The organism is Streptomyces sp. CB09001, assembly GCF_003369795.1.
In the GTDB taxonomy this organism is placed as follows: domain Bacteria; phylum Actinomycetota; class Actinomycetes; order Streptomycetales; family Streptomycetaceae; genus Streptomyces.
This window is the reverse complement of the sequence record NZ_CP026730.1, coordinates 982,003-1,006,445: the sequence shown is the minus strand read 5'-3', so window position 1 is coordinate 1,006,445 and position 24,443 is coordinate 982,003. Positions and strand designations below refer to the sequence as shown.

Genomic DNA, 24,443 nt, shown 5'->3' with positions numbered 1-24,443 from the left:
AACCGCCCCACGGCGTCGTCGGTCCGGGCTAGCGTGGGGACGCATGATCGTATGGCTGAACGGCACCCACGGTGCGGGCAAGACGACGACCGGCGCGCTCGTGCAGGAGCTGCTCCCGGACTCCCGGGTGTTCGACGCCGAGAAGGTCGGCGAGACGCTCATGGACATCACGCCGGGGCTGCCCGGGACGGACAACTTCCAGCACTGGCCGCCGTGGCGGCCGCTCGTCGTCGAGACCGCCCGCCGGGTGCTCGACTACACCGGCGGCACCCTGGTGATGCCGATGACGGTCCTGGTCGAGGAGTACTGGAGGGAGATCGCGGGCGGACTCGCCGCGCACGCGATCCCGGTACGGCACTTCGTCCTCCACGCCGACCAGGAGACCCTGCGGGGGCGTATCGCGGGGGACACCGTACTGGGGCCGAACTCGCCGTTCCGGCTCCGGTACCTCGAGCCGTACGCCGAGGCCGCCCGCACCTGGCTGCACGCCGAGGCCGAGGTCGTCGACACCACGCACCTCACGCCCGCCGGGGCGGCGCTGCGGATCGCGGAGGCCGTCAAGGCGTAGGGCTGCGGTACCGCCGAATCAACACAAGCATCTCCTGGTTGTACTTCGAGCGCCGCCGGGCGATCCAGACGACGAGCGCCGCGCCGACCGGAGCCACCGTGTACTGGGCCACCGCGTGGCGGAGCAGGGTCCCGCGGTCGGCGACCGCCCAGTCGCGGCCTCCGAAGAGCGCGATGTCCTCGATGAGCTCCTCCTCGGCGGTGAAGTCCAGGCCGTCGATCCTGCCCGCGCCCCGGCTTCCGTCCGCCAGCGTCCACGCGCCCTGGCACGGCCCGTCCCACTCGCAGTCGACGAACCCTTCCGTCACCGCCGGCTGCCCCTGCCGATACCGGTCCGTGTTCCCCGCGGCGAACCACAGGGGAAGCGCGAGCGCGCACAGGGACACGACGAGCACGGCGCGCTGCCACGGCCTCAGTCCGACGACCAGCTCGACGATCCACGAACGCACAGCCACCCCCACGGTGCTCGGAGTCCGGAAGCGGCAGGCTAGCCGATGCCTGCGGCAGCGCCCCGGGGCCGTGCCGTATCCCGTTGCATAAACGTGCAACGGCACGTATAGTCATGCTCTCCAGGAGGAGGGTATTCCATGGCGGTACGTGCGGCGGTGGCCGGAGCGAGTGGGTATGCGGGCGGTGAGCTGCTGCGTCTGCTCCTGACCCATCCCGAGGTCGAGATCGGCGCCCTGACCGGCAACTCCAACGCGGGGCAGCGGCTCGGCGCGCTGCAACCGCACCTGCTGCCGCTGGCCGACCGGGTGCTGGAGGCGACCACCCCCGAGGTGCTCGGCGGTCACGACGTCGTGTTCCTCGCGCTGCCGCACGGGCAGTCCGCCGCCGTCGCCGAGCAGCTCGGGCCGGACGTCCTCGTCGTCGACATGGGCGCCGACTTCCGGCTCAAGGACGCCGGTGACTGGGAGCGGTTCTACGGCTCGCCGCACGCCGGCACCTGGCCCTACGGCCTCCCCGAACTTCCGGGTGCCCGCGCCGCGCTGGAGGGGTCCAAGCGCATCGCGGTGCCCGGTTGCTACCCCACGGCCGTGTCCCTGGCCCTCTTCCCGGCGTACGCCGCGTCGCTGGCCGAGCCCGAGGCCGTGATCGTCGCCGCCTCCGGCACCTCCGGCGCGGGCAAGGCGGCCAAGCCGCACCTGCTGGGCAGCGAGGTCATGGGCTCCATGTCGCCGTACGGCGTCGGCGGCGGCCACCGGCACACCCCCGAGATGATCCAGAACCTCGGCGCGGTGGCGGGGGAGCCGGTCACCGTCTCCTTCACGCCGACCCTCGCGCCGATGCCCCGCGGCATCCTCGCCACCTGCACCGCGAAGGCGAAGCCCGGGACCAGCGCCGAGACGGTGCGGGCCGCCTACGAGAAGGCCTTCGGCGACGAACCGTTCGTGCGCCTGCTGCCCGAGGGCCAGTGGCCCGCGACCGCCTCCGTGTACGGCTCCAACGCCGTCCAGGTGCAGGTCGCGTACGACGCCGCCGCGGGCCGGATCATCGCCATCAGCGCCATCGACAACCTGGCCAAGGGCACCGCGGGCGGTGCCGTCCAGAGCATGAACCTCGCCCTCGGTCTCGACGAGACCACCGGACTGACGACGATCGGAGTTGCGCCGTGAGTGTGACGGCAGCACAGGGATTCACGGCGGCGGGCATCACCGCCGGGATCAAGGAGAGCGGCAACCCCGACCTGGCCCTCGTGGTCAACACCGGCCCCCGGCGCTCCGCCGCGGGCGTCTTCACCTCCAACCGCGTCAAGGCCGCGCCGGTCCTGTGGTCCGAGCAGGTGCTGAAGAGCGGTGAGGTGACCGCCGTCGTGCTCAACTCCGGCGGCGCCAACGCCTGCACCGGGCCCAAGGGTTTCCAGGACACCCACGCCACCGCCGAGAAGGTCGCGGAGGTCCTCGGGACGGGAGCGGGCGAGGTCGCCGTGTGCTCCACCGGGCTCATCGGCGTACTGCTGCCCATGGACAAGCTGCTCCCGGGCGTGGAGACGGCCGCCGGGCAGCTCTCCGAGCACGGCGGCGAGAAGGCCGCCATCGCCATCAAGACCACCGACACCGTGCACAAGACGTCCGTCGTGACGCGGGACGGCTGGACGGTCGGCGGCATGGCCAAGGGCGCGGGCATGCTCGCCCCCGGCCTCGCCACCATGCTCGTCGTGATCACCACCGACGCCGACCTGGAGACCGAGGCCCTGGACCGCGCCCTGCGCGCCGCCACCAGGGTCACCTTCGACCGGGTCGACTCCGACGGCTGCATGTCCACCAACGACACCGTGCTGCTGCTCGCCTCCGGCGCCTCCGGCACCACCCCGGAGTACGACGCCTTCGCCGAGGCCGTCCGCACCGTCTGCGACGACCTCGGCCAGCAGCTCGTCCGGGACGCCGAGGGCGCCAGCAAGGACATCAGGGTCGAGGTCGTGAACGCCGCGACCGAGGACGAGGCCGTCCAGGTGGGCCGCACCATCGCCCGCAACAACCTGCTCAAGTGCGCCATCCACGGCGAGGACCCCAACTGGGGCCGCGTCCTGTCCGCGATCGGCACCACGTCCGCCGCCTTCGAGCCCGACCGGCTCAACGTCGCCATCAACGGCGTCTGGGTCTGCAAGAACGGCGGCGTCGGAGAAGACCGCGAGCTGGTCGACATGCGCTACCGCGAGGTGCACATCGTCGCCGACCTCGCCGCGGGCGACGCCACGGCCACCATCTGGACCAACGACCTCACCGCAGACTACGTCCACGAGAACAGCGCGTACTCCTCATGAGCAACGGAACGAGCAACGGACCCACGCGGAAGCACACCGCGCTCCCCAAGGCCCAGATCCTCATCGAGGCGCTGCCCTGGCTGACCCGGCACCACGGCAAGACCGTCGTCATCAAGTTCGGCGGCAACGCCATGATCGACGAGGACCTCAAGGCCGCCTTCGCCCAGGACGTCGTCTTCCTGCGCCACGCCGGCCTCAAGCCCGTCGTCGTACACGGCGGCGGACCGCAGATCAGCGCCGCCCTCGACAGGCACGGCATCGTCAGCGAGTTCAAGGCCGGCCTGCGCGTCACCACCGAGGACGCCATGGACGTCGTACGGATGGTGCTGGCCGGGCAGGTGCAGCGGGAGCTGGTCGGGCTGCTCAACCAGCACGGACCGCTCGCCGTCGGCCTCACCGGCGAGGACGCGCACACCCTCACCGCCACCAAGCACCGGCCCGAGATCGACGGCGAGCCCGTCGACATCGGCCGGGTCGGCGAGATCACCGAGATCGACACCGGCGCCATCGAGGCACTGCTGGCCGACGGCCGCATCCCGGTCGTCTCGTCCATCGCCCGCTCCCAGGACGACCACCATGTCTACAACGTCAATGCTGATACGGCGGCTGCGGCACTCGCTGCGGCACTCGGCGCCGAGACTCTCATGGTCCTCACCGACGTGGAGGGCCTCTACGAGGACTGGCCGGACTCCGACGAGGTGATCAGCCGCCTCACCGCCTCCGAGCTGGAGAAACTGCTGCCCGACCTGTCCAGCGGCATGGTGCCGAAGATGGAGGGCTGCCTGCACGCCGTACGCGGCGGCGTCACCACCGCCCGCGTCATCGACGGCCGGGTCCAGCACTCGATCCTGCTGGAGATCTTCACCGACGAGGGGATCGGCACGATGGTCGTGCCGGACGAACAGGGGGAGTCGTGAGCAACGAAGCGCTGACCGAGCGGTGGCAGGGCACCCTCATGAACAACTACGGCACCCCGCGCCTGCCCCTGGTGCGCGGCGAGGGCGCCCGGCTCTGGGACGCCGACGGCAAGGAGTACCTGGACTTCGTCGGCGGCATCGCGGTCAACGCGCTCGGCCACGCCCACCCGGCGGTGGTCAACGCCGTGAGCCGGCAGATCGCCTCCCTCGGCCACGTCTCCAACCTCTTCATCGCCGAGCCGCCCGTGGCCCTCGCCGAACGGCTGCTCCAGCACTTCGGCCGCGACGGCAAGGTCTACTTCTGCAACTCCGGCGCCGAGGCCAACGAGGGCGCCTTCAAGATCGGCCGGCTGACCGGCCGGCCGCACATGGTCGCCACCCGCGGCGGCTTCCACGGCCGCACCATGGGCGCCCTGGCGCTGACCGGCCAGCCCGGCAAGCAGAAACCGTTCCTGCCGCTGCCCGGCGACGTCACGCACGTGCCGTACGGCGACCCGCAGGCGCTGGCCGCCGCGGTCACCGAGGAGACGGCGCTGGTGATCATCGAGCCGATCCAGGGCGAGAACGGCGTCGTCGTCCCGCCCCCCGGCTATCTGAAGGCGGCCCGCGCCATCACCGCCGCCACCGGCGCGCTGCTCGTCCTGGACGAGGTGCAGACCGGCGTCGGCCGGACCGGGCACTGGTTCGAGTACCAGGCCCACGAGGGCGTCCTGCCGGACGTCGTCACCCTCGCCAAGGGCCTCGGCGGCGGACTGCCGCTCGGCGCGACGGTCGCCTTCGGCCGCGCCGCCGACCTGCTCCGGCCCGGCCACCACGGCACCACCTTCGGCGGCAACCCGGTCGCCTGCGCCGCCGGACTCGCCGTCCTCGACACCATCGCCGACGAGGGACTGCTGGACAACGTCAAGCGGCAGAGCGAGACGCTGCGCGGCGGGGCCGAGGCGCTCGGCCACCCGCTCGTCGCCCACGTCCGGGGCGCCGGACTGCTCCTGGGTATCGTGCTCACCGAGCCGCTCGCCGCCCAGGTGCAGCAGGCGGCTCAGGACGCCGGAATCCTGGTGAACGCGCCCGCGCCCGATGTCGTACGGCTGATGCCCGCGCTGAACCTCGGCGACGACGTCGTGGAGGCGTTCCTCGGGGCGCTGCCCGGCATCCTTGACCAGGCCGCCGAGACGGCCCACGGGGACGGACGATCCGGAGAATGAGACGACGATGAGCCACGCGCAGGAGCACGAGCAGACGGCAGGGCCCGCCCTGCCGCAGACCCGCACCGCACGCCACCGCCGGATCGTGGACATCCTCAACCGGCAGGCGGTCCGCTCCCAGAGCCAGCTGGCGAAGCTGCTCGCCGACGACGGGCTCACCGTCACCCAGGCGACGCTGTCCCGGGACCTGGACGAGCTGAACGCGGTCAAGATCCGCAACACCGACGGCGACCTCATCTACGCGGTGCCCAGCGAGGGCGGTTTCCGCACCCCGCGGGCGCCGCTCGGGGAGTCGGCCAAGGAGGAGCGGATGCGGCGGCTCTCCGCGGAGCTGCTGATCTCCGCGGAGGCGTCGGCGAACCTCGTGGTGCTGCGCACCCCTCCGGGGGCGGCACAGTTCCTCGCCTCGGCGATCGACCAGGCGGAGCTGCACGACATCCTGGGGACGATCGCGGGGGACGACACACTGATGCTGATCAGCCGGGAGCCGGCGGGCGGGCAGGCCCTGGCGGATCATCTGCTGCGGCTTGCCCAGAACGGGGGCTGAAGAGGGGGTGCGGTGATCTGCCGACCGCGGGCACGTCGTGGCCGGTCGCGCAGTTCCCCGCGCCCCTAGGAGCTGCAGCCAGGCCGCTCACACCCCCCGCAGCTGCGGGCAGTCGTGCCTCCCCCAGTGCCCGAACGGCCTGGGAGGTGCCCCCAGGCGGCACGGGTGGGCGCAGCGGCGCCCCGCGAACGCGGCGAGTGCCAACGCCGATACCTCAGCCCAAACGAGCCGCCAGTCCTCCCGTGCACCGCACCTCGTCCCCCGCGGTGATCAGCAGCGCCTCCACCCCCTCCAGCGACTCCAGCCACCGCAACCCCTCCCGCGCCCCCATCGCGAACGCCGCCGTCGCCCAGCAGTCCGCCCACGTCAGCCGGGACGCCACGACCGTCACGGACAACAGGTCGGTCACCGCCGAGCGCCCGGTGCGCGGGTCGACGACATGCGCGCCCCGCTCGGCGGAACCGGACGTGGCCACGGCCAGCTCCGCCGCCCCCGCCGCCGAGACCACCGCCGCGAGCCCGCCCGGCCGCAGCGGGTCGGACACCCCGACCCGCCACGGCCTCGCCGCTCCCGGTGTCCCGAGCAACTGCACGTCCCCGCCACCGTTGACACTGACGCCGCTCACACCGGCGACCACCGCCTCGATCCCCCGTGCGGCGCGCTCCACGGCCCAGCCCTTGACGATCCCGGTCGGGTCGAGCCGGCCCCGGTACCGCGTGCTGAACCAGCCGTCGCTCACCCGCTCCGCCTCGGCCGCCAGCTCCAGCACCTCGGCGACCTCCGGCGCGCACGCGGCGACGGTCAGTTCCCCGCGCGCCAGCCGGGAGATCTGGCTGCCGTCCCGGTACGTACTGAACACCTCGTCGGCCCGGTGCAGCCCGGCGACCGCCTCGTCCAGCGCCGCCCGTACGGCCGCGGGTTCCCCGCCGCGGACGTCGAAGGAGAAGACGGTCCCCATCGCCTCCTCCACATGACGCACCGCGGCGGGAGCCTGTGCGGACCCGGCTCCGGTGTCAGCCACCGGCCCGGTCCAGCGCCGACTGGAGGGACTGTTCGTACCCGGCGCTGGTGTAGGTGGCGCCGGACACGGCGTCGATGTCGGCGGTGCCCGCGGCGACGGCGGCCCGGTTGAGCTTGGGCACGGCGTCCGCGGTGACCTCGTCGCTGCGGCCGCCCCTGGGCGCCTGGAGGGCCTCGACGTCGGTGATCCTCCCGCCGCTGACGGTCACCCGGACCTGCACGGGCCCGTACTGGGTCTGCGCGGCGTCACCGGTGAGCACCTGCGTGCCCTGCCCGGCGCCGGTGCCCGGGTCCTCTCCGGCGGCTCCGGAGCCCGGGTCCGAGCCGGCCGCCGAGGCCGCCTTGTCGAGGGCCGACTGAAGGGACTTCACGTACCCGGCGCTGGTGTAGGTGGCGCCCGAGACCGCGTCGACGTCGGCGCTCCCGGCCGCGACGGCCGCCTTGTTGAGCTTGGGCACCGCGTCGGCCGTGACCTGGTCGCTCTGCCCGCCCTTGGGTGCCTGTACGGCCTCGGCCCTGGTGATCTTCCCGCCGCTCACGGTGAGCCGGACCTGCACGGGACCGTACTGTGTGCTGGCCGCGTCACCCGTGACCGTGCCGGTACCGGCGCCCCGGCCGCCCTGCGGCGACTGTGCGGCCACGGGCGGTGCCGCGCCGCCGGCTGCGGAGGCGGCGCCCGGGTCGGACGCCGGTTTCAGCGACAGCAGCAGCACGATCCCGGACACGGTGGCGGCCCCAGCGAGCACGGCACGCCGAACGGGGTGGCTTTTCCTCATCTGTCCTGGACTCCTGAGGTCCGTCGCTCACATCTCGAACGACTCGTGGTGGATACGGCGAGCGGGGACCCCCGCGCCGCGCAGTGCCTCGAACACCGACTGGGCGAAGCCGGGCGGCCCGCACAGGAAGACGTCGTGGCGCTCGACGTCCGGGATCTTGCGGGCCAGGGTCTCGGCCGAGATGTCCGGGCGCTCCCCGCCCGGACTGTTGACCGCGTACATCAGCCGGGCCCCGCGCTCGTCGGCGATCCCGGCCAGCTCGTCCCACAGCGCCAGGTCCTGGGTGCTGTTGGCCCGGTAGAGCAGCGTGATGTCGCCGGACGCGCCCGGCAGCGTCTCGAACAGCGCCCGCATCGGCGTGATCCCCACCCCGCCCGCCACCAGCAGCACCTTGCCGCGGCTGCGACGCTGGGCGGTCAGGGCGCCGTACGGGCCCTCCGCCCACACCCGGGTGCCCGGCGTCAGCTCGCGCAGCCGGGCGCTGTGGTCGCCGATCGCCTTCACGGTGATCCGCAGCATGTCCGGGCGCGGCGCCGCCGACAGCGAGTACGGGTGGGAGCTGAACCGCATCCCCGGCGCCAGGAACCGCCAGCGGAAGAACTGCCCGGCCTCCGCGCCCATCCGGTGCAGCCGGCGCCCGCCGATGAGCACCGACACGATGCCGGGCGTCTCCTCGATCACCGCCTCCACCCGCAACCGGTGCCGCAGGTTGAGCCGGAGGGGGGTCAGCACCCGATACCAGAGCACCAGCGCGGTCACCGAGCCGTACAGCACGTACCAGACGGTCTTGGCGAGCGGCTCGACGGCGAACTCGTTGCCGGTGGTCAGCTGGTGCCAGAAGGTCAGGAACACCGTCGCGTAGGTGAGCAGGTGCACGTGGTACCAGGCGTCGTACGGGATCCGGCGGCGGACGGGGCCGACGGACAGGAGCCCGATGACGACCAGCAGGCCGGTGCCGACGGCGGCCTTGCCCATGTCCGGCAGCTGGTTCACGGAGTCGACCGTCTGCGCGGTGATGTCGCCGAGGCCCCGGCCGGCCTGCGCCGCGTAGCCCCACATGATCAGGAAGACGTGGGCCAGGACCAGACAGAGGGTGTAGCGGCCGGTCATGGCGTGCCAGCGGGCCACCCGGTCGGACCCGACGCGGCGCTCCAGCGCCGGGACCCGGGCCATCTGGAGCACCACCAGCGCCATCAGGTACCCGGCCAGCAGACCGGTGATCCGGCCCGCGCCGAGGATCCTGCCGGTGTCGTCGGAGATGGCGGGCGTGTTGCGCCACCACAGCCACAACACGCCCGCCGCGCCCGCCCACACGGCGAGCAGCAGGGGGACGGCGGGGGAGCGGCGCGGACGGATGCGCCGCATCGTCTGACGGCGGGCGGCACGGCCGCCGGCGAGCGTGGTGGTCACGGTTCCTCCGTGGGGACTTGACCCTTGGCCCACAGATACGCGCCGTGCCGGTCGAGCGTTCAGCCCGGTCCGGCAATGCCGTCCGCGTTCAGTACCGGGTGACCGCCGTCGCCCCGCCCGAGGTGCCGATGGCGATGTGCGGGCGCTCCCCGGGCTCCGCCCACCGCAGGATCCGCCGCATCGCCTCCTTCGGCACCGACACGCATCCGGCCGTCGCCCCGCGCCCGTCGACGTGCAGGAAGATGCCCGCGCCGCGGCCGCGCACCGGGCGGTCGTAGTTGAAGCCGACGACCAGGGCGTGCGCGTACTGCGCCGAGTAGGTGATCAGGTGCTCGGCCTCGGTGGCGCGGCAGTCGGCGGGGCGGGGTTCGGTCCAGCGGTTGTAGGAGCGGGAGGCGTTGTCCTGGCACCACCAGGAGTCCGCGTGGACCGGGCGGTACCGGTACGCCGTGCCGCGCGGCGCTGCCTCGATGCCGAAGGCGTACGGCAGGTCGTACAGCCCGGTCGGCGTGGTGTTCGTGCCCTGGACGCGCGTCGCCCCTTCGGCGAGCCCGCCGGAGCCGAAGCGGGCGGGCGCGGAACCGGCCGCCACCCAGCGGCCACGGCTGCCGCCCCTGCGGTCCCACCAGGTGACGGTGCCCGTGGTCGAGCCGGTGCCCGGTGCGACGGCGGTGATCAGCTGGGTGCCGCCGCCGGTGTCCGCCATCCGGTCCGGCAGCGGCCGGGGAGCCGACCCGTCGGCGGGGGCGGCGCCGAGCAGGAGGAGGGAGGCGGACACGAGGGCGGCGACGACACCGGGGCGCATGGTTCAGACGGTAGAAGGAGGCAGCGGCAACGGCAGCCCGGGGAGACCGTCGATGCTGGAGGCGATGTGCTCCTTCTTGGTGAAGTACGCGTCGAGCGAGGCGTCGTCCTCCCGCGCGAACCGCTTGCCGTGCAGGTCCCGGTCGCTCTCGTACGCCATGAGGGGGACGGCGTACCCGCAGGTGTCCCGGATGAGTTCGGCGCTCACGACGATCACGGCGCGCAGTCCGTGCACGGCGGGGTCGATGTCCGGGAAGTGCGTGAGCAGCTCCGGGAAGCGGGCGTCGTCGCGGAAGACCGGCTCGCCGCGGCCGTGCACCCGCACGATGTTCGGCGGGCCCTGGAAGGCGCACCACATCAGCGTGATCCGCCCGTTCTCCCGCAGGTGGGCGATGGTCTCCGCGTTGGAACCCGCGAAGTCGAGGTAGGCCACGGTCAGTTCGTCGAGCACCGCGAAGCAGCCCGTGAGGCCCTTGGGGGACAGGTTGACCGTGCCGTCGCCGGCCAGGGGAGCGGTGGCGGTGAAGAAGAGGGGCTGCGCCTCGATGAAGGCGCGGAGTCTGCCGTCTATGCGCTCATAAGTCTTTCCCATGTCTAACGATTATGGGGGTGCGGGACACGACGGGCGCCGCCACCCGGCGAGATTGACGAAACATGCAGAGTTCTGCATACTCATGCATGACAGTGATCGTACGGTTGAGGAGCGACCCAGTGAGCAGCAACAGCGGTGACGTCCGGCTCTGGGGCGGCCGTTTCGCCGACGGTCCCGCCGAGGCCCTGGCGAAGCTGTCCGCGTCCGTCCACTTCGACTGGCGGCTCGCGCCCTACGACATCGCCGGCTCGCGCGCCCACGCGCGCGTGCTGCACAAGGCGGGCCTGCTCACCGAGGACGAGCTGACCCGGATGATCGCCGGGCTCGACCGGCTGGAGGCGGACGTCGCCGACGGCTCCTTCACCGGCACCATCGCCGACGAGGACGTCCACACGGCCCTGGAGCGCGGGCTGCTGGAGCGGCTCGGTCCCGACCTCGGCGGCAAGCTCCGCGCCGGCCGGTCCCGCAACGACCAGGTGGCGACCCTCTTCCGGATGTACCTGCGCGACCACGCCCGGACCGTCGGCTCCCTGATCGCCGACCTCCAGGACGCGCTGATCGGCCTCGCCGAGGCCCACCCGGACGTGGCCATGCCCGGCCGCACCCACCTCCAGCACGCCCAGCCGGTGCTCTTCGCCCACCACGTGCTCGCCCACGCCCAGTCGCTGGGCCGGGACGCGGAGCGGCTGCGCCAGTGGGACGAGCGCACGGCCGTCTCCCCGTACGGTTCGGGCGCGCTCGCGGGCAGCAGCCTCGGTCTGGACCCGGAGGCCGTCGCCCGCGACCTGGGCTTCGAGCACGGCAGCGCCGGCAACTCCATCGACGGGACGGCCTCGCGCGACTTCGTCGCCGAGTTCGCCTTCATCACCGCCATGATCGGCGTCAACGTCTCCCGGATCGCCGAGGAGATCATCATCTGGAACACGAAGGAGTTCTCCTTCGTGACCCTGCACGACGCCTTCTCCACCGGCTCCTCGATCATGCCGCAGAAGAAGAACCCCGACATCGCCGAGCTGGCCCGCGGCAAGTCCGGGCGGCTGATCGGCAACCTGACCGGCCTGATGGCGACCCTCAAGGCGCTCCCGCTCGCGTACAACCGCGACCTCCAGGAGGACAAGGAGCCGGTCTTCGACTCCATCGACCAGCTGGAGGTCCTGCTCCCCGCCTTTACCGGCATGATGGCCACCCTCACCGTGCACCGCGAGCGGATGGAGGAGCTGGCCCCGGCCGGGTTCTCGCTCGCCACCGACATCGCCGAGTGGCTGGTCAGGCAGGGTGTGCCGTTCCGCGTCGCGCACGAGGTGGCCGGCGAGTGCGTCAAGGTCGCCGAGGCCGACGGCAAGGAGCTGGACGAGCTGACCGACGAGCAGTTCGCCAAGATCTCCGAGCACCTCACCCCCGAGGTGCGCACCGTCCTCGACGTCCCCGGCGCCCTCGCCTCCCGCGACGGCCGCGGCGGCACGGCGCCCAGCGCGGTCGCCGTCCAGCTCGCCGAGGTGAAGGCGGACGTGGCGGCCCAGCACGCCTGGGCGGACGCCAAGAAGTAGCGGCAGGCCGTAGCGGGAGGCAGCGGCAGACGGCGGCAGCCGGTGTGTCCGAGGGGCATCGCGGTTACGTTGGTCAACAGCTCAGCAGCTCAGCAGCTCAGCAGCTCAGCAGCTCAGCAGCTTCAGCAGTCGACCGAACGGAGCCCGCGATGCCCTTCGCCCGCCTGGCCGCGGCGACCACCCCCACCTGTCACATCGGTCTGGGACTCGCCGCCGTCGGCCGCCCCGGCTACATCAACCTCGGCCGCGACCGGGACCTGCCGGCCGACCGCACCGTCGAGGCGTTGCGCGAACGCACCCACGACCTCCTGGACGCCGCCTACGCGCAGGGCGTCCGCTACTTCGACGCGGCCCGCTCCTACGGCCGTTCGGAGGAGTTCCTGGCCGGCTGGCTCCGGGACCGCCCCGACGTCGACGACGTGGTGGTCGGCAGCAAGTGGGGCTACACCTACACGGCCGACTGGTCCACCGAGGCCGAGAAGCACGAGGTCAAGGACCACGGCGTCGCCACCTACGACCGTCAGCGCGCCGAGACCGACGCCCTGCTCGGCGACCGGCTCGACCTGTACCAGATCCACTCGCTCACCCCGGACAGCCCGGCCCTCACCGACAAGGAACTGCACGCCAGGCTGGCCGAGGCCGCCGCGCAGGGCAGCACCGTCGGCTTCTCCACCAGCGGCCCCGCCCAGGCCGACGCCATCCGCGCCGCGCTCGCCGTGACCGTCGACGGCGAGCCCCTCTTCCGCACCGTCCAGTCGACGTACAACGCGCTGGAGACCTCCGCCGGACCCGCGCTGGCCGAGGCGCACGAGGCCGGGCTCACCGTGATCGTCAAGGAGGGCATGGCCAACGGCCGCCTCGCGGAGCCGCATGCCCCCGACGTCCTCAAGGCGGTCGCCGAGGAGACGGCCCTGGGCTGCGACGCGGTCGCCCTCGCCCTGGTCCTGCGGCAGCCCTGGGCCGGTGTCGTGCTGTCCGGCGCGGCGACGGTCAACCAGCTCGGCTCCAACCTGCACGCCGCCGCGGTCGACCTCGACGACGACCAGGTGGCCCGCCTCGGCGCCCTCACCGAGGACACGCACGCCTACTGGGAGCGCCGCGGCCGGCTGCCCTGGCACTGAGACACCGGCCCGCAGATTCCGTGACCGTCCGAGAGGTGAGTCACGCATGCCCAAGATGAGACACGAATGTCTCATGTGGGTTATCGTTGCCTCATGGCCGTCGATCGTGAACAGGTACTGCGCAGCGCCGCGGCCCTGCTGACCAGGAAATCCACCGCGACCATGGACGAGGTCGCCAGGGCCGCCGGCCTCAGCCGGGCCACGCTGCACCGGCACTTCGCCGGGCGCGACGCCCTCGTCCGCGCGCTGGAGTCGCTCGGCATCGCCGAGTGCGAGGCCGCCCTCGCGGCGGCCCGTACCGACGAGGGCCCGGCGGCCGACGCGGTGCGCCGGCTGGTCCGCGAGATGGAACGCTCCGCCGGTCTGCTCGCCTTCCTCTACACCGAGAACCAGCTGTTCGAGGGCGAGGAGCAGAACGAGGGCTGGGCCCGCATCGACGCCGGGCTCACCGAGCTGTTCCGCAGGGGCCAGGAGAGTGGCGAGTTCCGCATCGACCTCACGCCCGCCTGGCTCACCGAAGCGCTGTACGGCCTGCTGGCCTCGGGCGCCTGGGCGGTGGCCGAGGGCCGCGTGGCCCGCAACGACTTCACCCACATGATCGTCGAGCTGCTGCTCGGCGGCGCACTCCGGAGAGAGGAACCATGACCCGCACCCTGCAGCCGGCCCACCCGGCCGGGGCGGTGAAGCGCCCCGGCCGCTGGCTGGCGCTGTCCGTCCTGGTACTGGCCGTGCTGCTGGTGGCCGTCGACGCGACCGTCCTCGGTCTCGCGACCCCCTACATCAGCGAGGACCTCGCGCCCTCCGGCACCCAGCTGCTCTGGATCGGCGACGTCTACTCCTTCGTCATCGCCGGCCTGCTCGTCTCCATGGGCAGCCTCGGCGACCGCATCGGACGCAAGCGGATCCTGCTCGTCGGCGCCACCGCGTTCGGCGCGATATCCGTCCTCAACGCCTACGCGCACACCCCCGAGGTCATGATCCTCGCCCGGGCCCTGCTCGGCGTCGCGGGCGCCACCCTGATGCCCGCCACCCTCGCCCTGATCCGCAACCTCTTCCACGACCCGCGCGAACGCAGCCTCGCCGTCGGCATCTGGGGCGCGGCCGCCTCCGCCGGTGCGGCGGTCGGCCCTGTCGTCGGCGGGTTCCTGCTGGAGCACTTCTGGTGGGGCTCCGTCTTCCTGATCAACCTGCCCGTGATGGCCGTCCTGGTCGTCGTCGGTGTGAAACTGCTGCCCGAGTCCCGCAACCCGAACCCGGGCCCCTGGGACCTGGCCAGCGTCGCCCTGTCCCTGGTCGGCATGGTCGGTGTCGTGTACGCCGTCAAGGAGACCGCCGCCCACGGGTTCGCCTGGGCCACGCTCGGCGCGGGCCTGCTGGGCGCCGCCGCGCTCCACGGCTTCGTCCGCCGCCAGCTGACGATGCCGGTCCCGCTGCTCGACATGCGGCTGTTCCGCAACCGCGGCTTCAGCGGGGCGGTCCTGGCCGACCTGCTGACCATCCTGGGCCTGTCGGGACTGGTGTTCTTCCTCTCCCAGTACCTGCAACTCGTCCAGGGCAGGCGGCCCTTCGAGGCGGGCCTGGCCGAACTGCCCGCCGCCGTCGGCGCGGTGGTGGCCGGTCTGATCGCGGGCCGGGCGGCCCGGCGCTTCTCGGTCCGTGCCGTCGTCTCCGGCGGACTCGCCGCCGTCGGTCTCGCGCTCGCCGCGCTCACCGTCGTCGGACAGCACACCGGCTATCCGCTGCTCGGCGCGGCCCTGCTGGTCGTCGGCCTCGGCGCGGGCTTCGCCTTCACCGTCACCGCCGACGTGATCCTCTCCAGCGTGCCCGGGGAGCAGGCGGGTGCCGCCTCCGCGGTCTCCGAGACGGCGTACGAACTCGGCGCCGCGCTGGGCATCGCGGTGCTCGGCTCCATCGTGACCGGTGTGTACCGGGACTTCACCGGGCCCGCGGGCACCCCGGCCGCCGCCCACGAGTCACTGGGCGGCGCGGTGGAGGCCGCCGCCGGACTCCCCGGCCCCGCCGGGGAGGCGCTCCTCGACTCCGCCCGGCAGGCCTTCGTCGACGGCCTGACCCTCGCGGCGGGCGTCGGCGCCACCGTACTCCTGGCCGCCGCCGCGGCGTCCTGGTACCTGCTGCGGGGCCTGCGCCTGGAGGACGGAGCGGAGCACTTCTAGCCGTACGGCGTACCCAATGGCCGCAGGCGCGCGAAGGCGACACGGCGGGCCGCTCACCGAGCGGCCCGCCGTGTCGCCTGCCGTGTGCGGAACTACGCCGCCTTCGCCTTGCTCGCGTACATGTCCACGTACTCCTGGCCCGACAGCCGCATGACCTCCGTCATCACCGAGTCGGTCACCGCCCGCAGGACGTAGCGGTCGCGGTCCATGCCCTCGTAGCGGGAGAACTCCATCGCCTCGCCGAAGCGGACCGTGACCTTGCCCGGCCGCGGCAGACCGGCGCCGCCCGGCTGGAGCTTGTCGGTGCCGATGACGGCGAACGGGACGACCGGGGCGCCCGTCATCAGGGTGAGCCGGGCGATACCGGTGCGGCCGCGGTAGAGGCGGCCGTCGGGGGAGCGGGTGCCCTCCGGGTAGATGCCGAAGACGTGGCCCTCCTCCAGGATGCGGCGACCGGTCATCAGCGCCGCCACCCCGCCCCGGCCGCCGTCCCGGTCGACCGGGACCATGCCGACCCCGGTGAAGAACCACGCCATCAGCCGGCCCTTGAGGCCCTTGCCGGTGACGTACTCGTCCTTGCCGATGAAGAAGACCTGCCGGTCGCAGGTCAGGGGCATGATCACCGAATCGATGAAGGTGAGGTGGTTGCCGGCCAGGATCACCGGACCGTCGCCCGGGATGTTCTCCACACCCTCCACCCGTGTGCGGAACATCAGGCGCATGATCGGACCGAGCACTGCCTTGATGAACACGAAGCGGGACAACGGGTCCTCCGGTGTCGGGGATGCGGTATGAGTCTGTGCAGGTGAGGACATTACTCGCGGCCCGGGGGATCACGCACCTCGGGTCACCCGGGTCTGGCGCGGCATTGACGCGTATCGAGGCGTGTTCACCGACACGGCCCGGATCGAAGCACACACGGCACGCGGGCCGCGTGAGGCGCGCCGCCCGGGCGACGCCACCGGGCCCACGTCCTTCGCCTACCCCGAGGTGCCGCCGCCAAGCCGACGCCACGTCAGCCGTCCGCCCCACACGACATCCCGCGGCACCCGCGTGTTCGGCCCGCGGTCTCCCGCTCGTCATGTACGCGCCCCTACGATCGGCCCGCACGGGACGGTCAACGGCAGGAGGGCCCCATGGGAACGCAGGAGTCGGACGAGCGGGCGGGCGGCGGCACCGGACGGCGGGCGCTCCTCGGCGCGGCGGTGCTCGGCGCGGGCGGGGCCGTACTGGGCGCGCCCGGCGCGGCGAGAGCCGCGGGCACCCGGCACGGCGGCGGACACGGCGGCGGGGTGGGGAGCCTGCCCGTCCCGACCGTCATCGGCCACCGCGGCGCCAGCGGCTACCGCCCCGAGCACACCTTCGGCTCCTACGAGCTGGCCCTCGACCTCGGCGCCGACATCGTCGAGGCCGGCGACCTGGTCCCCACGAAGGACGGCCACCTCGTCTGCCGGCACGAACCGGAGATCGGCGGCACCACGGACGTCGCCGACCACCCGGAGTTCGCCGACCGCAAGCGCACCAAACTGCTCGACGGGGTCTCCACCACCGGCTGGTTCACCGAGGACTTCACGCTCGCCGAACTCAAGACCCTCCGCGCCACCGAACGCATCCCGGCCAACCGCCCGCACAACACCCTCTACGACGGCCGCTGGGAGATCCCCACCTTCGAGGAGGTGCTGCGCTGGCAGAACGAGCAGACCCGCAGGCGCGGCAAGCAGGTCTGGATCTACCCCGAACTCAAGCACCCCACCTACTTCCGCAAGCTGGGCCTCGGCACGGAGGAACGCCTGGCACGGCTGCTGCACAAGTACGGCAAGGACCGGAAGAACTCGCCCGTCATCATCCAGTCCTTCGAGCCCACCAGCATCCAGCGGATGAACAAGCTCGTCCGCAACCCCCTCGCCGTCCTCCTGTCCGGCGCGAACAGCCGCCCCTGGGACTTCGTCGAGACCGGAGACCCGCGCACCACCGCCGACCTCGTCACCCCCAAGGGCCTGAAGGAGATCGCCTCCTACGCCCAGGGCATCGGCCCGACGCTGGACCTGATCATCCCGAAGGACTCCGCCGGCCGCCTCACCGAGCCGACGACGCTCGTCCGCGACGCGCACCGCGCGGGCCTGATCCTGCACCCCTACACGATGCGCAACGAGAACCCCTTCCTGCCCGCGGAGTTCCGCGAGGGCGGTGACCCCGACGCCTACGGCGACGTCTTCGGCGCCTTCCGGACGTACTTCGCCACCGGCATCGACGGCGTCTTCACCGACAATCCGGACACGGGTGTGCTGGCCCGCGAGGACTTCGTCAACGGCTGAGCGACCGCCCCCGGTTGGGGTGACCTTCGGCCGCCCGGGCAACCCGCCGCCCGGGCGGCCGCGTCGACCTGCATATGACGCACGACCTGGTCACCTCCCTGCGCCCCCTGCTCACCGCCGAGGCCTCGGCCGAGGCATATGCGTCCGGCGCCGAGCCGGGCGACCTGGAACAGGCCGTCTGGCTGCGCCTGCTGGAACGCCTGGAGGCCGACGGCCCGCCCCCCGACCCGCACCGCTGGCTGCGCAGCGCCGTGCGCACCGAGGCCCGCCGCACCCGCCGCAGGGCCCGTCACGAGCGGCCGTACGGGACCGAACCCGCCGGTGTCGCCGCGTACGCGTACGAACCGGAGCGGCTCGCGCTCACCGCGGCCCGGCACCGCGCCCTGCGCGAGGCCGTGCGCCGGCTGCCCGGGCGCTGCCCCCGGCTGATGGAGGCCCTGTTGTCACCCAGGGACCTCACATACCGGGAGATCGCGGGGGAGTTGGGTATCTCACAGGGCAGTCTTGGTCCGGAACGCTCCCGATGTCTGGGATGTCTGCGTCGATTGCTGACGCCGGAGGTTGCGGCCGGCTGAGGACGGGGATAGGAGTGGGGGACCATAGGTGATCAGGTGAGCGGGAGGCATGCGCACATGGGCATGAGCGTGACCATCTCGGCGGCGACCGAACAGGATGCCGAGCAGATCTTCCGGCTGCAGTACCTCTGCTTCCAGAGCGAGGCGGCGCTGTACGCCAACTACCGCATCGACCCGCTCGTCCAGACCCTGGACTCCGTGCGCGAGGAGGTCGCCGCCGACTGCGTCTTCGTGGCGCGGCTCGGCGACGAGGTCGTCGGCTCGGTGCGCGGGCGGGTGACCGAGGGCGGGGCCGCGTCCATCGGCAAACTCTGCGTCCACCCCCGCCTCCAGGGGCACGGCATCGGGGCCCGGCTGCTGCGGGCCGCCGAGTCCACCCTGGTCGAGGAGCGCGGCGCCAAGCGGTTCCGGCTGTACACCGGGCACCGCAGCGAGAGCAACCTGCGGCTCTACCGCCGGGTCGGCTACGAGACGGTCGGGACCGCCGAGGGTGCCGACGGCGTACCCATGATCGTCCTGGAGAAGCCGGCCGGGACGTACGCGACCACGGCCTGAGGAGCACGGCCCGAGGACGACCGCCCGACGACCGCCGGGCCCGACGACCGCTACGCGGTGCGGGCCCGGCGCAGCCAGTACAGCGCCGACAGCGGCAGCAGCACGGGGATGAAGAGGTACCCCATCCCGTAGTCCGACCACACGGTCGCGTCGGCGAAGGCGGACGGCTCCACCAGTGTCCAGGTGCCGACGGTCAGCACGCCCGCCAACTCGGCGGCGCAGCACACCTGCGCGGCTTTGCGGGCGGTCTCGCCGCCGCGCACCAGGGTGTACGTGATGAACCCGTAGACGACGCCCGCGAGGGCCGACAGCGCGTAGGCGAGCGGGGCCCGGTCGAACTCGGTCGCGATCTGGTACGCGGACCGCGACACCGCGCCGACGACCATCACGCCGTACAGCCACACCAGCAGGATGCCGGGCCCGCCGATCAGCCGCTGCCCGGCCCGCTTCTCCTCCGTGGCCACCACGTCAGCCTCCCCAGATGTCGAACAGCCGCACCTCGAGGACGGCGAGGACGACACCGCCGGCCGCGACCGTCACCGAACCCCAGCGGGTGCGCTCGGCCAGCGACATGAACCCCGCCGCCGGCACACAGGCGAAGGCGCCCAGCAGATACGCCACGAAGATCGTCGTGCCCTGCTCGGGTTCCTCGCCCCGCGCCAGCTGCACGACGCCGACCACCAGCTGGATCAGCGCCAGCGCCGAGACCGCGGCCATGCCGATGAAGTGCCAGTCCTTCGTCGGCTGGTCACGGTAGGCGGCCCAGCCGCACCAGGCGGCCAGCAGCAGTGCGGCGACGCCGGTCACCAGCGTCAGGACGTCAAGCATGGCAGCGAGCCTATTACGGCCCAAAAGGCCCGCCGTCCCCGGCCCCGTAGGGTCGGGGGCATGAAGCTCCACGCACAGGCCCTCCTGTTCGACAACGACGGCACCCTCGTCTCCTCCCTCGAATCCGTGCGCCGCTGCTGGACGCGCTGGGCCGTCGAGTACGGGATCACCGCCGAGCAGTTCCGGCGGGTGGAACTGCACGGGCGGCCGGCCGCCGAGATAGCCGCCGACCTGCTGCCCACCGCGAGGGTCGCCGAGGCCGTCGCGCGGATCGAACAGCTGGAGGTCGAGGACGTGCCGGGCGGGGGCGTGCACCTGCTGCCCGGCACCCGCGACTTCCTCGACGCGCTCCCGGCCGACCGGTGGGCCGTCGTCACCTCCGCCACCCGGCGCCTCGCCGAGGCCCGCCTCGACGCCGTCGGCATCCTCCCCAAGACTCTGATCGCCGCCGACGACATCACCCGCGGCAAGCCCGACCCCGAGCCCTACCTGCTCGGCGCCCGCGCCCTGGGCGTCGACCCGGCCGACTGCGTCGTCTTCGAGGACGCCCCCGCCGGGCTCCAGGCCGGCCGGGCCGCCGGCATGCGGACCGTGGCGTTGGCCACAACCCACCGGGCCGACGAACTCGACGCCGACCTCGTCGTCACCGACCTCTCGGCCTTGTCCGCACTGGTCACCGAGGGCGGAGTCGAGATCACCGTCCGGGGCTGATCCACCTCCCACGCGACCGCCCGCCGTCCACCGCTGTCCAGTATCCGGACAGCGGTCTCCGGGCACGGGTATACGTCTGCTTTACTGATCGGCATGAGCACCACGAGCGACCGCACCCCTGCGACCGAGGCGACGACGACGCCCGGTGCTCGTTGTATGTGCCGCCGAATGTGCGCCTTCTAGAGGGCCCCCGCACCACCTGAGCCTCGCGCCCCGAAGCGAGCGCCGCCTCATGCCCGACCGCGCCCGACGCGCACGCGGCTGAGCCACGCCCCGCGCACACGTTTCTCCCCGGTCCCACCGCCATGGCGCACCGCCACCGCGAGAACCGTGCCGCGTTCCGAAGGGCCCCGAGAACCCGAAGAACAACGCCCCGTGCCCGGCGCACACCACCGCGCCGCGCACTCGACAGTGACGGAAACCCACGTGATCACCACATCGGGCCTCACCAAGGTCTATCGTTCACGCGGCCGTGAGGTCACCGCCCTGGACGGCGTCGACCTGCACGTCCGCGAGGGCGAGGTGTACGGCGTCATCGGCCAGTCCGGCGCCGGCAAGTCCTCGCTCATCCGCTGCGTCAACCTCCTGGAGCGGCCCACCGCCGGCACGGTCACCGTCGCGGGACAGGACCTCACCGCCCTGGCCGGCCGCGGCCCCCGCGCGGGCCGGGAACTGCGGCAGGCGCGCAGCCGCATCGGCATGGTCTTCCAGCACTTCAACCTGCTCTCCTCGCGGACCGTGCAGGACAACGTCGAACTGCCGCTGGAGATCCTCGGCAAGTCCGGGAAGGAACGTTCCCGCAAGGCGCTGGAGCTGCTCGACCTCGTCGGTCTCGCCGACAAGGCCAAGGCCTACCCCGCCCAGCTCTCCGGCGGCCAGAAGCAGCGCGTCGGCATCGCCCGCGCCCTGGCCGGCGACCCCAAGGTGCTGCTCTCCGACGAGGCCACCAGCGCCCTCGACCCGGAGACCACCCGCTCCATCCTCCAGCTGCTGCGTGACCTGAACCGGCAACTCGGGCTGACCGTCCTGCTCATCACGCACGAGATGGACGTCGTCAAGAGCATCTGCGACTCGGCCGCCCTCATGGACCGGGGCCGCGTCGTCGAGTCCGGCACGGTCGGCGAACTGCTCGCCACCCCGGGCTCCGAGCTGGCCGCCGCGCTCTTCCCGGTCGGCGGCGACGCCTCCGGTGACGACCGCACCGTCCTCGACGTGACCTTCCACGGCGAGGCCGCCACCCAGCCCGTCATCTCCCAGCTCTCCCGCACCTACAACATCGACATATCGATTTTGGGCGCCGCCATCGACACCGTCGGCGGTCTCCAGATCGGCCGGATGCGGATCGAACTGCCCGGCCGCTACGAGGACAACGTCGTGCCCGTCGGCTTCCTGCGCGAACAGGGCCTGCAGATCGACGTGGTGAGCGAGACGCCGGACACGCCGGACACGCCGGCCCCGTCGGCTTCGCTGGTGAAGGAAGGTGCCAAGTGACCTGGTCCGAGATGCAGCCGCTGCTGGAGCAGGCCTCCTGGGAGACCCTGATCATGGTCGGCTGGTCCACCTTGATCGCCGTCGTCGCCGGCCTGCCGCTCGGCGTGCTCCTCGTCCTCACCGACCGGGGCGGGCTTCTGCAGAACGTCCTGCTCAACAAGGTCATCGGGCAGATCGTCAACATCGGCCGCTCGATGCCCTTCATCATCCTCATGGTCGCGCTGATGAGCTTCACCCGCTGGGTCACCGGCACCACCATCGGCAGCGAGGCGGCGATCGTGCCACTCGCCATCGGCGGCATCCCGTTCTTCGCGCGGCTCGTGGAGACCGCCGTGCGCGAGGTCGACGGAGGGCTCGTCGAAGCCGTCCAGTCCATGGGCGGCAACACCTGGACCATCGTCCGCAAGGTGCTCGTCCCCGAGTCGCTCCCCTCCCTGATCGCCAGCACCACCACCACGGTCATCGCCCTCATCGGCTACTCCGCCATGGCCGGCACCGTCGGCGGCGGCGGCCTCGGCGACCTCGCCGTCCGCTACGGCTACCAGCGCTTCGAACCCGACTTCATGTGGATCACCGTCGCGCTCCTCGCCGTCGCGATCTCGCTCATCCAGTTCGCCGGCGACTACGCGGCCCGCACCCTGCACCGCCGCGGCGGACGCGGCGGAGCCGCCCCCAGGCTCCGGCTGCTCAGGGCCAAGGAGCCCGCCGCGGCCGACGTCGGCAAGGTCGCCTGACCGCGCCCCCACAGACTCCCCGCCGTACCGGGCGGGGTCGCACCACCTCAGGAAAGGCACTTTTCGTGCGTAACACCGCCAAGTTCACCACCGCCGTCCTCGCCGCCGGAGCCCTCACCCTCGGTCTGACCGCGTGCGGCTCCGACAAGGACTCCGCCACCGACACCTCGGGACCGCTGGTCGTCGCCGCGAGCCCCACCCCGCACGCCGAGATCCTCGACTACGTCAAGGACAACCTGGCCAAGGACGCGGGTCTCGACCTCGAGGTCAAGGAGTTCACCGACTACGTCACGCCGAACACGGCGACGGAGGACGGCTCCGTGGGGGCCAACTACTTCCAGACCCAGCCCTACCTCGACGAGTTCAACAAGAAGAACGGCACCCACATCGTGTCCGTCGTCGACGTGCACCTGGAGCCGCTGGGCCTCTACTCCCACAAGGTGAAGAAGGCCGACGACCTGAAGAGCGGTGCGACCGTCGCCGTCCCCAACGACACCGTCAACGAGGGCCGCGCGCTGCAGCTGCTCGCCGCCAACGGGATCATCACCCTCAAGGACGGCGTCGGCACCGCGGCGACCCCCTCGGACATCACCGAGAACCCGAAGAAGCTGGAGTTCAAGGAGCTGGAGGCGGCCCAGACGCCGCGTTCCCTCGACGACGTGGACGCGGCGGTCGTCAACGGCAACTACGCCATCGAGGCCGACCTGAAGCCCACCCATGACGCCCTCGTCCTGGAGAGCGCCAAGGGCAACCCGAACAGCAACCTCCTCGCCGTGAAGGAGGGCAATGAGGACGACCCGCGCGTCCAGAAGCTCGCGAAGCTCCTCAACTCGCCCGAGGTGAAGAAGTTCATCGAGGACAAGTACGCCGGCGCGGTCCTGCCCTCCTTCTGAACCCGCGACCGAGGTTCCCTCCGGCTCGCCTTCCGGGGCCCAGCCCCGCGCCACCCACCGGGTCCGCTCCGTGCACACGGGGCGGACCCGGTGGTGTGGTTGAGTGCTTTCATGCTGCATGCTGGGCAGTTCGAGCAGGCCCTGACGGTTACACAGGTTACGGAGCGGCGCATGACGAGCACCTTCCCCAACATCTCCATCAGCACGGAGCGGTTGGTGCTGCGCCCCCTCGACGAGGACGACGTCCCCGCACTGGCCGCGATGATGAACGACGAGCAGGTCGCCGCCTGGACCCACGTCCCCCAGCCCTTCACCGAGGACAACGCCGCCACCTGGATCGGCGACCACGCCCCCGCCGAGCGCACCGCGGGCCGGGGACTCGACCTCGCCGTCACCGAGTTCCTCACCCAGCGACTGGTCGGCGTCATCCAGCTGGCCAGGACCGACTGGCACGTACGCTCCACCGAACTCTCCTACATAGTCGCCCCCTGGGCCCGGGGTGAGGGGTACGCGTCCGAGGCGGCGCTCGCCACCGCCCAGTGGCTCTTCGGCGACCAGAAGTTCGAACGCGTCGAGCTGCGCACCGCGGCCGACAACACCGCCTCCCAGCAGGTCGCCCAGAAGATCGGCTGCATCAGCGAGGGTGTGCTGCGCGGCGCCTGCATAGCGCGCGTACGCACCGACGACGGCGTCTGGACGGACGTACGCACCGACTTCATCGTGTGGAGCCTGCTGCCCGAGGACCTCGAGGGCACCACCGGACAACTGACCGACCCCGACGGTTTCACCACCTTCACCGACTGGAACTGATACCCGAGGGGCGACCCGCGCCACCACCCCGGACCAGGCCGCACCAGGTACCCTCACGGGGCGCACCCGCGACGCTTCCACGACCAC

General features: G+C 72.2%; 26 protein-coding genes and 1 pseudogene. 18 read left to right on the top strand and 9 right to left on the bottom strand.

The features are described 5' to 3' along the window. Nucleotides 1–43 precede the first annotated feature (43 nt). Nucleotides 44–568, top strand: coding sequence for an ATP-binding protein (locus tag C4J65_RS04685; protein WP_115741233.1), 525 nt, complete (start codon nucleotides 44–46; stop codon nucleotides 566–568). Here C4J65_RS04685 and C4J65_RS04680 read toward each other — a convergent pair. Then, nucleotides 558–1,022: a hypothetical protein gene (locus C4J65_RS04680; protein WP_240330375.1), complete on the bottom strand. Its 465-nt coding sequence runs from the start codon at nucleotides 1,020–1,022 to the stop codon at nucleotides 558–560. The two genes, C4J65_RS04685 and C4J65_RS04680, sit on opposite strands and share 11 nt — an antisense overlap. Nucleotides 1,023–1,154: 132 nt before the next feature. Between C4J65_RS04680 and argC the strand changes: the two genes are divergently transcribed. Genes argC through C4J65_RS04655 form a run of 5 tightly spaced genes read left to right on the top strand, consistent with a single transcriptional unit; the run spans nucleotide 1,155 to nucleotide 6,000 of the window. Further along, the gene (gene argC / locus C4J65_RS04675; protein ID WP_115741231.1) at nucleotides 1,155–2,183 is read left to right on the top strand and encodes an N-acetyl-gamma-glutamyl-phosphate reductase; all 1,029 of its coding nucleotides are present in this window, start codon (nucleotides 1,155–1,157) and stop codon (nucleotides 2,181–2,183) included. After that, entirely contained in the window at nucleotides 2,180–3,331 is a 1,152-nt protein-coding gene (argJ, locus tag C4J65_RS04670; protein ID WP_115741230.1) for a bifunctional glutamate N-acetyltransferase/amino-acid acetyltransferase ArgJ, read from the top strand. The genes argC and argJ overlap by 4 nt, the downstream gene beginning before the upstream one ends. Beyond that, nucleotides 3,328–4,248, top strand: coding sequence for an acetylglutamate kinase (gene argB / locus C4J65_RS04665; RefSeq protein ID WP_115741229.1), 921 nt, complete (start codon nucleotides 3,328–3,330; stop codon nucleotides 4,246–4,248). The genes argJ and argB overlap by 4 nt, the downstream gene beginning before the upstream one ends. Then, a complete protein-coding gene (locus tag C4J65_RS04660; protein ID WP_115741228.1) occupies nucleotides 4,245–5,453 on the top strand; it encodes an acetylornithine transaminase in 1,209 nt (402 codons plus the stop codon). The genes argB and C4J65_RS04660 overlap by 4 nt, the downstream gene beginning before the upstream one ends. A gap of 7 nt (nucleotides 5,454–5,460) precedes the next feature. After that, on the top strand, nucleotides 5,461–6,000 hold the full coding sequence (locus C4J65_RS04655) for an arginine repressor (RefSeq protein ID WP_007447727.1): 540 nt from the start codon (nucleotides 5,461–5,463) through the stop codon (nucleotides 5,998–6,000). Nucleotides 6,001–6,214: 214 nt separating this feature from the next. On the opposite strand, the gene C4J65_RS04650 is transcribed toward C4J65_RS04655, so the two are convergent. The 5 genes from C4J65_RS04650 to C4J65_RS04630 form a co-directional block, all read right to left on the bottom strand. Beyond that, nucleotides 6,215–7,021 (bottom strand): FAD:protein FMN transferase, encoded by an 807-nt coding sequence (locus tag C4J65_RS04650; protein ID WP_240330374.1) that lies wholly within the window; start codon nucleotides 7,019–7,021, stop codon nucleotides 6,215–6,217. Further along, complete coding sequence (locus C4J65_RS04645; protein WP_115741226.1) at nucleotides 7,014–7,796, bottom strand: FMN-binding protein; 783 nt, start codon at nucleotides 7,794–7,796, stop codon at nucleotides 7,014–7,016. Before C4J65_RS04645 ends, C4J65_RS04650 begins: the two co-directional genes overlap by 8 nt. 27 nt (nucleotides 7,797–7,823) lie before the next feature. Further along, nucleotides 7,824–9,206, bottom strand: coding sequence for a ferredoxin reductase family protein (locus tag C4J65_RS04640; RefSeq protein ID WP_162833021.1), 1,383 nt, complete (start codon nucleotides 9,204–9,206; stop codon nucleotides 7,824–7,826). A gap of 88 nt (nucleotides 9,207–9,294) precedes the next feature. Continuing rightward, nucleotides 9,295–10,011, bottom strand: coding sequence for a L,D-transpeptidase family protein (locus C4J65_RS04635; RefSeq protein ID WP_115741225.1), 717 nt, complete (start codon nucleotides 10,009–10,011; stop codon nucleotides 9,295–9,297). 3 nt (nucleotides 10,012–10,014) lie between these two features. Next, complete coding sequence (locus tag C4J65_RS04630) at nucleotides 10,015–10,602, bottom strand: pyridoxamine 5'-phosphate oxidase family protein (protein ID WP_115741224.1); 588 nt, start codon at nucleotides 10,600–10,602, stop codon at nucleotides 10,015–10,017. A gap of 119 nt (nucleotides 10,603–10,721) precedes the next feature. Here C4J65_RS04630 and argH point away from each other — a divergent pair, with 119 nt between their 5' ends. From argH to C4J65_RS04610, 4 genes are all read left to right on the top strand, one after another. Next, nucleotides 10,722–12,149 (top strand): argininosuccinate lyase, encoded by a 1,428-nt coding sequence (gene argH, locus C4J65_RS04625; RefSeq protein WP_115741223.1) that lies wholly within the window; start codon nucleotides 10,722–10,724, stop codon nucleotides 12,147–12,149. A 149-nt stretch (nucleotides 12,150–12,298) separates the two neighbouring features. Then, nucleotides 12,299–13,270, top strand: a complete 972-nt coding sequence (locus C4J65_RS04620; protein ID WP_115741222.1) for an aldo/keto reductase — start codon at nucleotides 12,299–12,301, stop codon at nucleotides 13,268–13,270. 93 nt (nucleotides 13,271–13,363) lie between these two features. Then, nucleotides 13,364–13,915, top strand: coding sequence for a TetR/AcrR family transcriptional regulator (locus C4J65_RS04615; protein WP_240330373.1), 552 nt, complete (start codon nucleotides 13,364–13,366; stop codon nucleotides 13,913–13,915). Further along, complete coding sequence (locus tag C4J65_RS04610; RefSeq protein WP_115741220.1) at nucleotides 13,912–15,444, top strand: MFS transporter; 1,533 nt, start codon at nucleotides 13,912–13,914, stop codon at nucleotides 15,442–15,444. The genes C4J65_RS04615 and C4J65_RS04610 overlap by 4 nt, the downstream gene beginning before the upstream one ends. Nucleotides 15,445–15,536: 92 nt before the next feature. Here the strand turns inward: C4J65_RS04610 and C4J65_RS04605 are convergent. Further along, a pseudogene (locus C4J65_RS04605) lies at nucleotides 15,537–16,278 on the bottom strand (lysophospholipid acyltransferase family protein). 302 nt (nucleotides 16,279–16,580) lie between these two features. On the opposite strand from C4J65_RS04605, the gene C4J65_RS04600 reads away from it, so the two are divergent. The 3 genes from C4J65_RS04600 (at nucleotide 16,581) to C4J65_RS04590 (ending at nucleotide 18,889) form a co-directional block, all read left to right on the top strand. Continuing rightward, on the top strand, nucleotides 16,581–17,759 hold the full coding sequence (locus C4J65_RS04600; RefSeq protein WP_115741219.1) for a glycerophosphodiester phosphodiesterase: 1,179 nt from the start codon (nucleotides 16,581–16,583) through the stop codon (nucleotides 17,757–17,759). Between the two features lie 74 nt (nucleotides 17,760–17,833). Beyond that, complete coding sequence (locus C4J65_RS04595; protein WP_011027851.1) at nucleotides 17,834–18,334, top strand: sigma-70 family RNA polymerase sigma factor; 501 nt, start codon at nucleotides 17,834–17,836, stop codon at nucleotides 18,332–18,334. Nucleotides 18,335–18,391: 57 nt separating this feature from the next. Continuing rightward, nucleotides 18,392–18,889: a GNAT family N-acetyltransferase gene (locus tag C4J65_RS04590; protein WP_115741218.1), complete on the top strand. Its 498-nt coding sequence runs from the start codon at nucleotides 18,392–18,394 to the stop codon at nucleotides 18,887–18,889. Between the two features lie 50 nt (nucleotides 18,890–18,939). Here C4J65_RS04590 and C4J65_RS04585 read toward each other — a convergent pair whose 3' ends face one another. Further along, complete coding sequence (locus tag C4J65_RS04585; protein WP_115741217.1) at nucleotides 18,940–19,356, bottom strand: hypothetical protein; 417 nt, start codon at nucleotides 19,354–19,356, stop codon at nucleotides 18,940–18,942. A gap of 1 nt (nucleotide 19,357) precedes the next feature. Next, nucleotides 19,358–19,717: a hypothetical protein gene (locus C4J65_RS04580; RefSeq protein ID WP_115741216.1), complete on the bottom strand. Its 360-nt coding sequence runs from the start codon at nucleotides 19,715–19,717 to the stop codon at nucleotides 19,358–19,360. 60 nt (nucleotides 19,718–19,777) lie between these two features. On the opposite strand from C4J65_RS04580, the gene C4J65_RS04575 reads away from it, so the two are divergent. The 5 genes from C4J65_RS04575 (at nucleotide 19,778) to C4J65_RS04555 (ending at nucleotide 24,356) form a co-directional block, all read left to right on the top strand. Next, complete coding sequence (locus C4J65_RS04575) at nucleotides 19,778–20,428, top strand: HAD family hydrolase (RefSeq protein WP_115741215.1); 651 nt, start codon at nucleotides 19,778–19,780, stop codon at nucleotides 20,426–20,428. A gap of 426 nt (nucleotides 20,429–20,854) precedes the next feature. After that, a complete protein-coding gene (locus tag C4J65_RS04570) occupies nucleotides 20,855–21,919 on the top strand; it encodes an ATP-binding cassette domain-containing protein (protein WP_162833018.1) in 1,065 nt (354 codons plus the stop codon). After that, on the top strand, nucleotides 21,916–22,653 hold the full coding sequence (locus C4J65_RS04565) for a methionine ABC transporter permease (RefSeq protein ID WP_162833017.1): 738 nt from the start codon (nucleotides 21,916–21,918) through the stop codon (nucleotides 22,651–22,653). Before C4J65_RS04570 ends, C4J65_RS04565 begins: the two co-directional genes overlap by 4 nt. Nucleotides 22,654–22,718: 65 nt before the next feature. Further along, nucleotides 22,719–23,546, top strand: a complete 828-nt coding sequence (locus tag C4J65_RS04560) for a MetQ/NlpA family ABC transporter substrate-binding protein (RefSeq protein WP_115741213.1) — start codon at nucleotides 22,719–22,721, stop codon at nucleotides 23,544–23,546. 171 nt (nucleotides 23,547–23,717) lie between these two features. After that, on the top strand, nucleotides 23,718–24,356 hold the full coding sequence (locus tag C4J65_RS04555) for a GNAT family N-acetyltransferase (protein ID WP_162833016.1): 639 nt from the start codon (nucleotides 23,718–23,720) through the stop codon (nucleotides 24,354–24,356). Nucleotides 24,357–24,443: the final 87 nt, after the last annotated feature.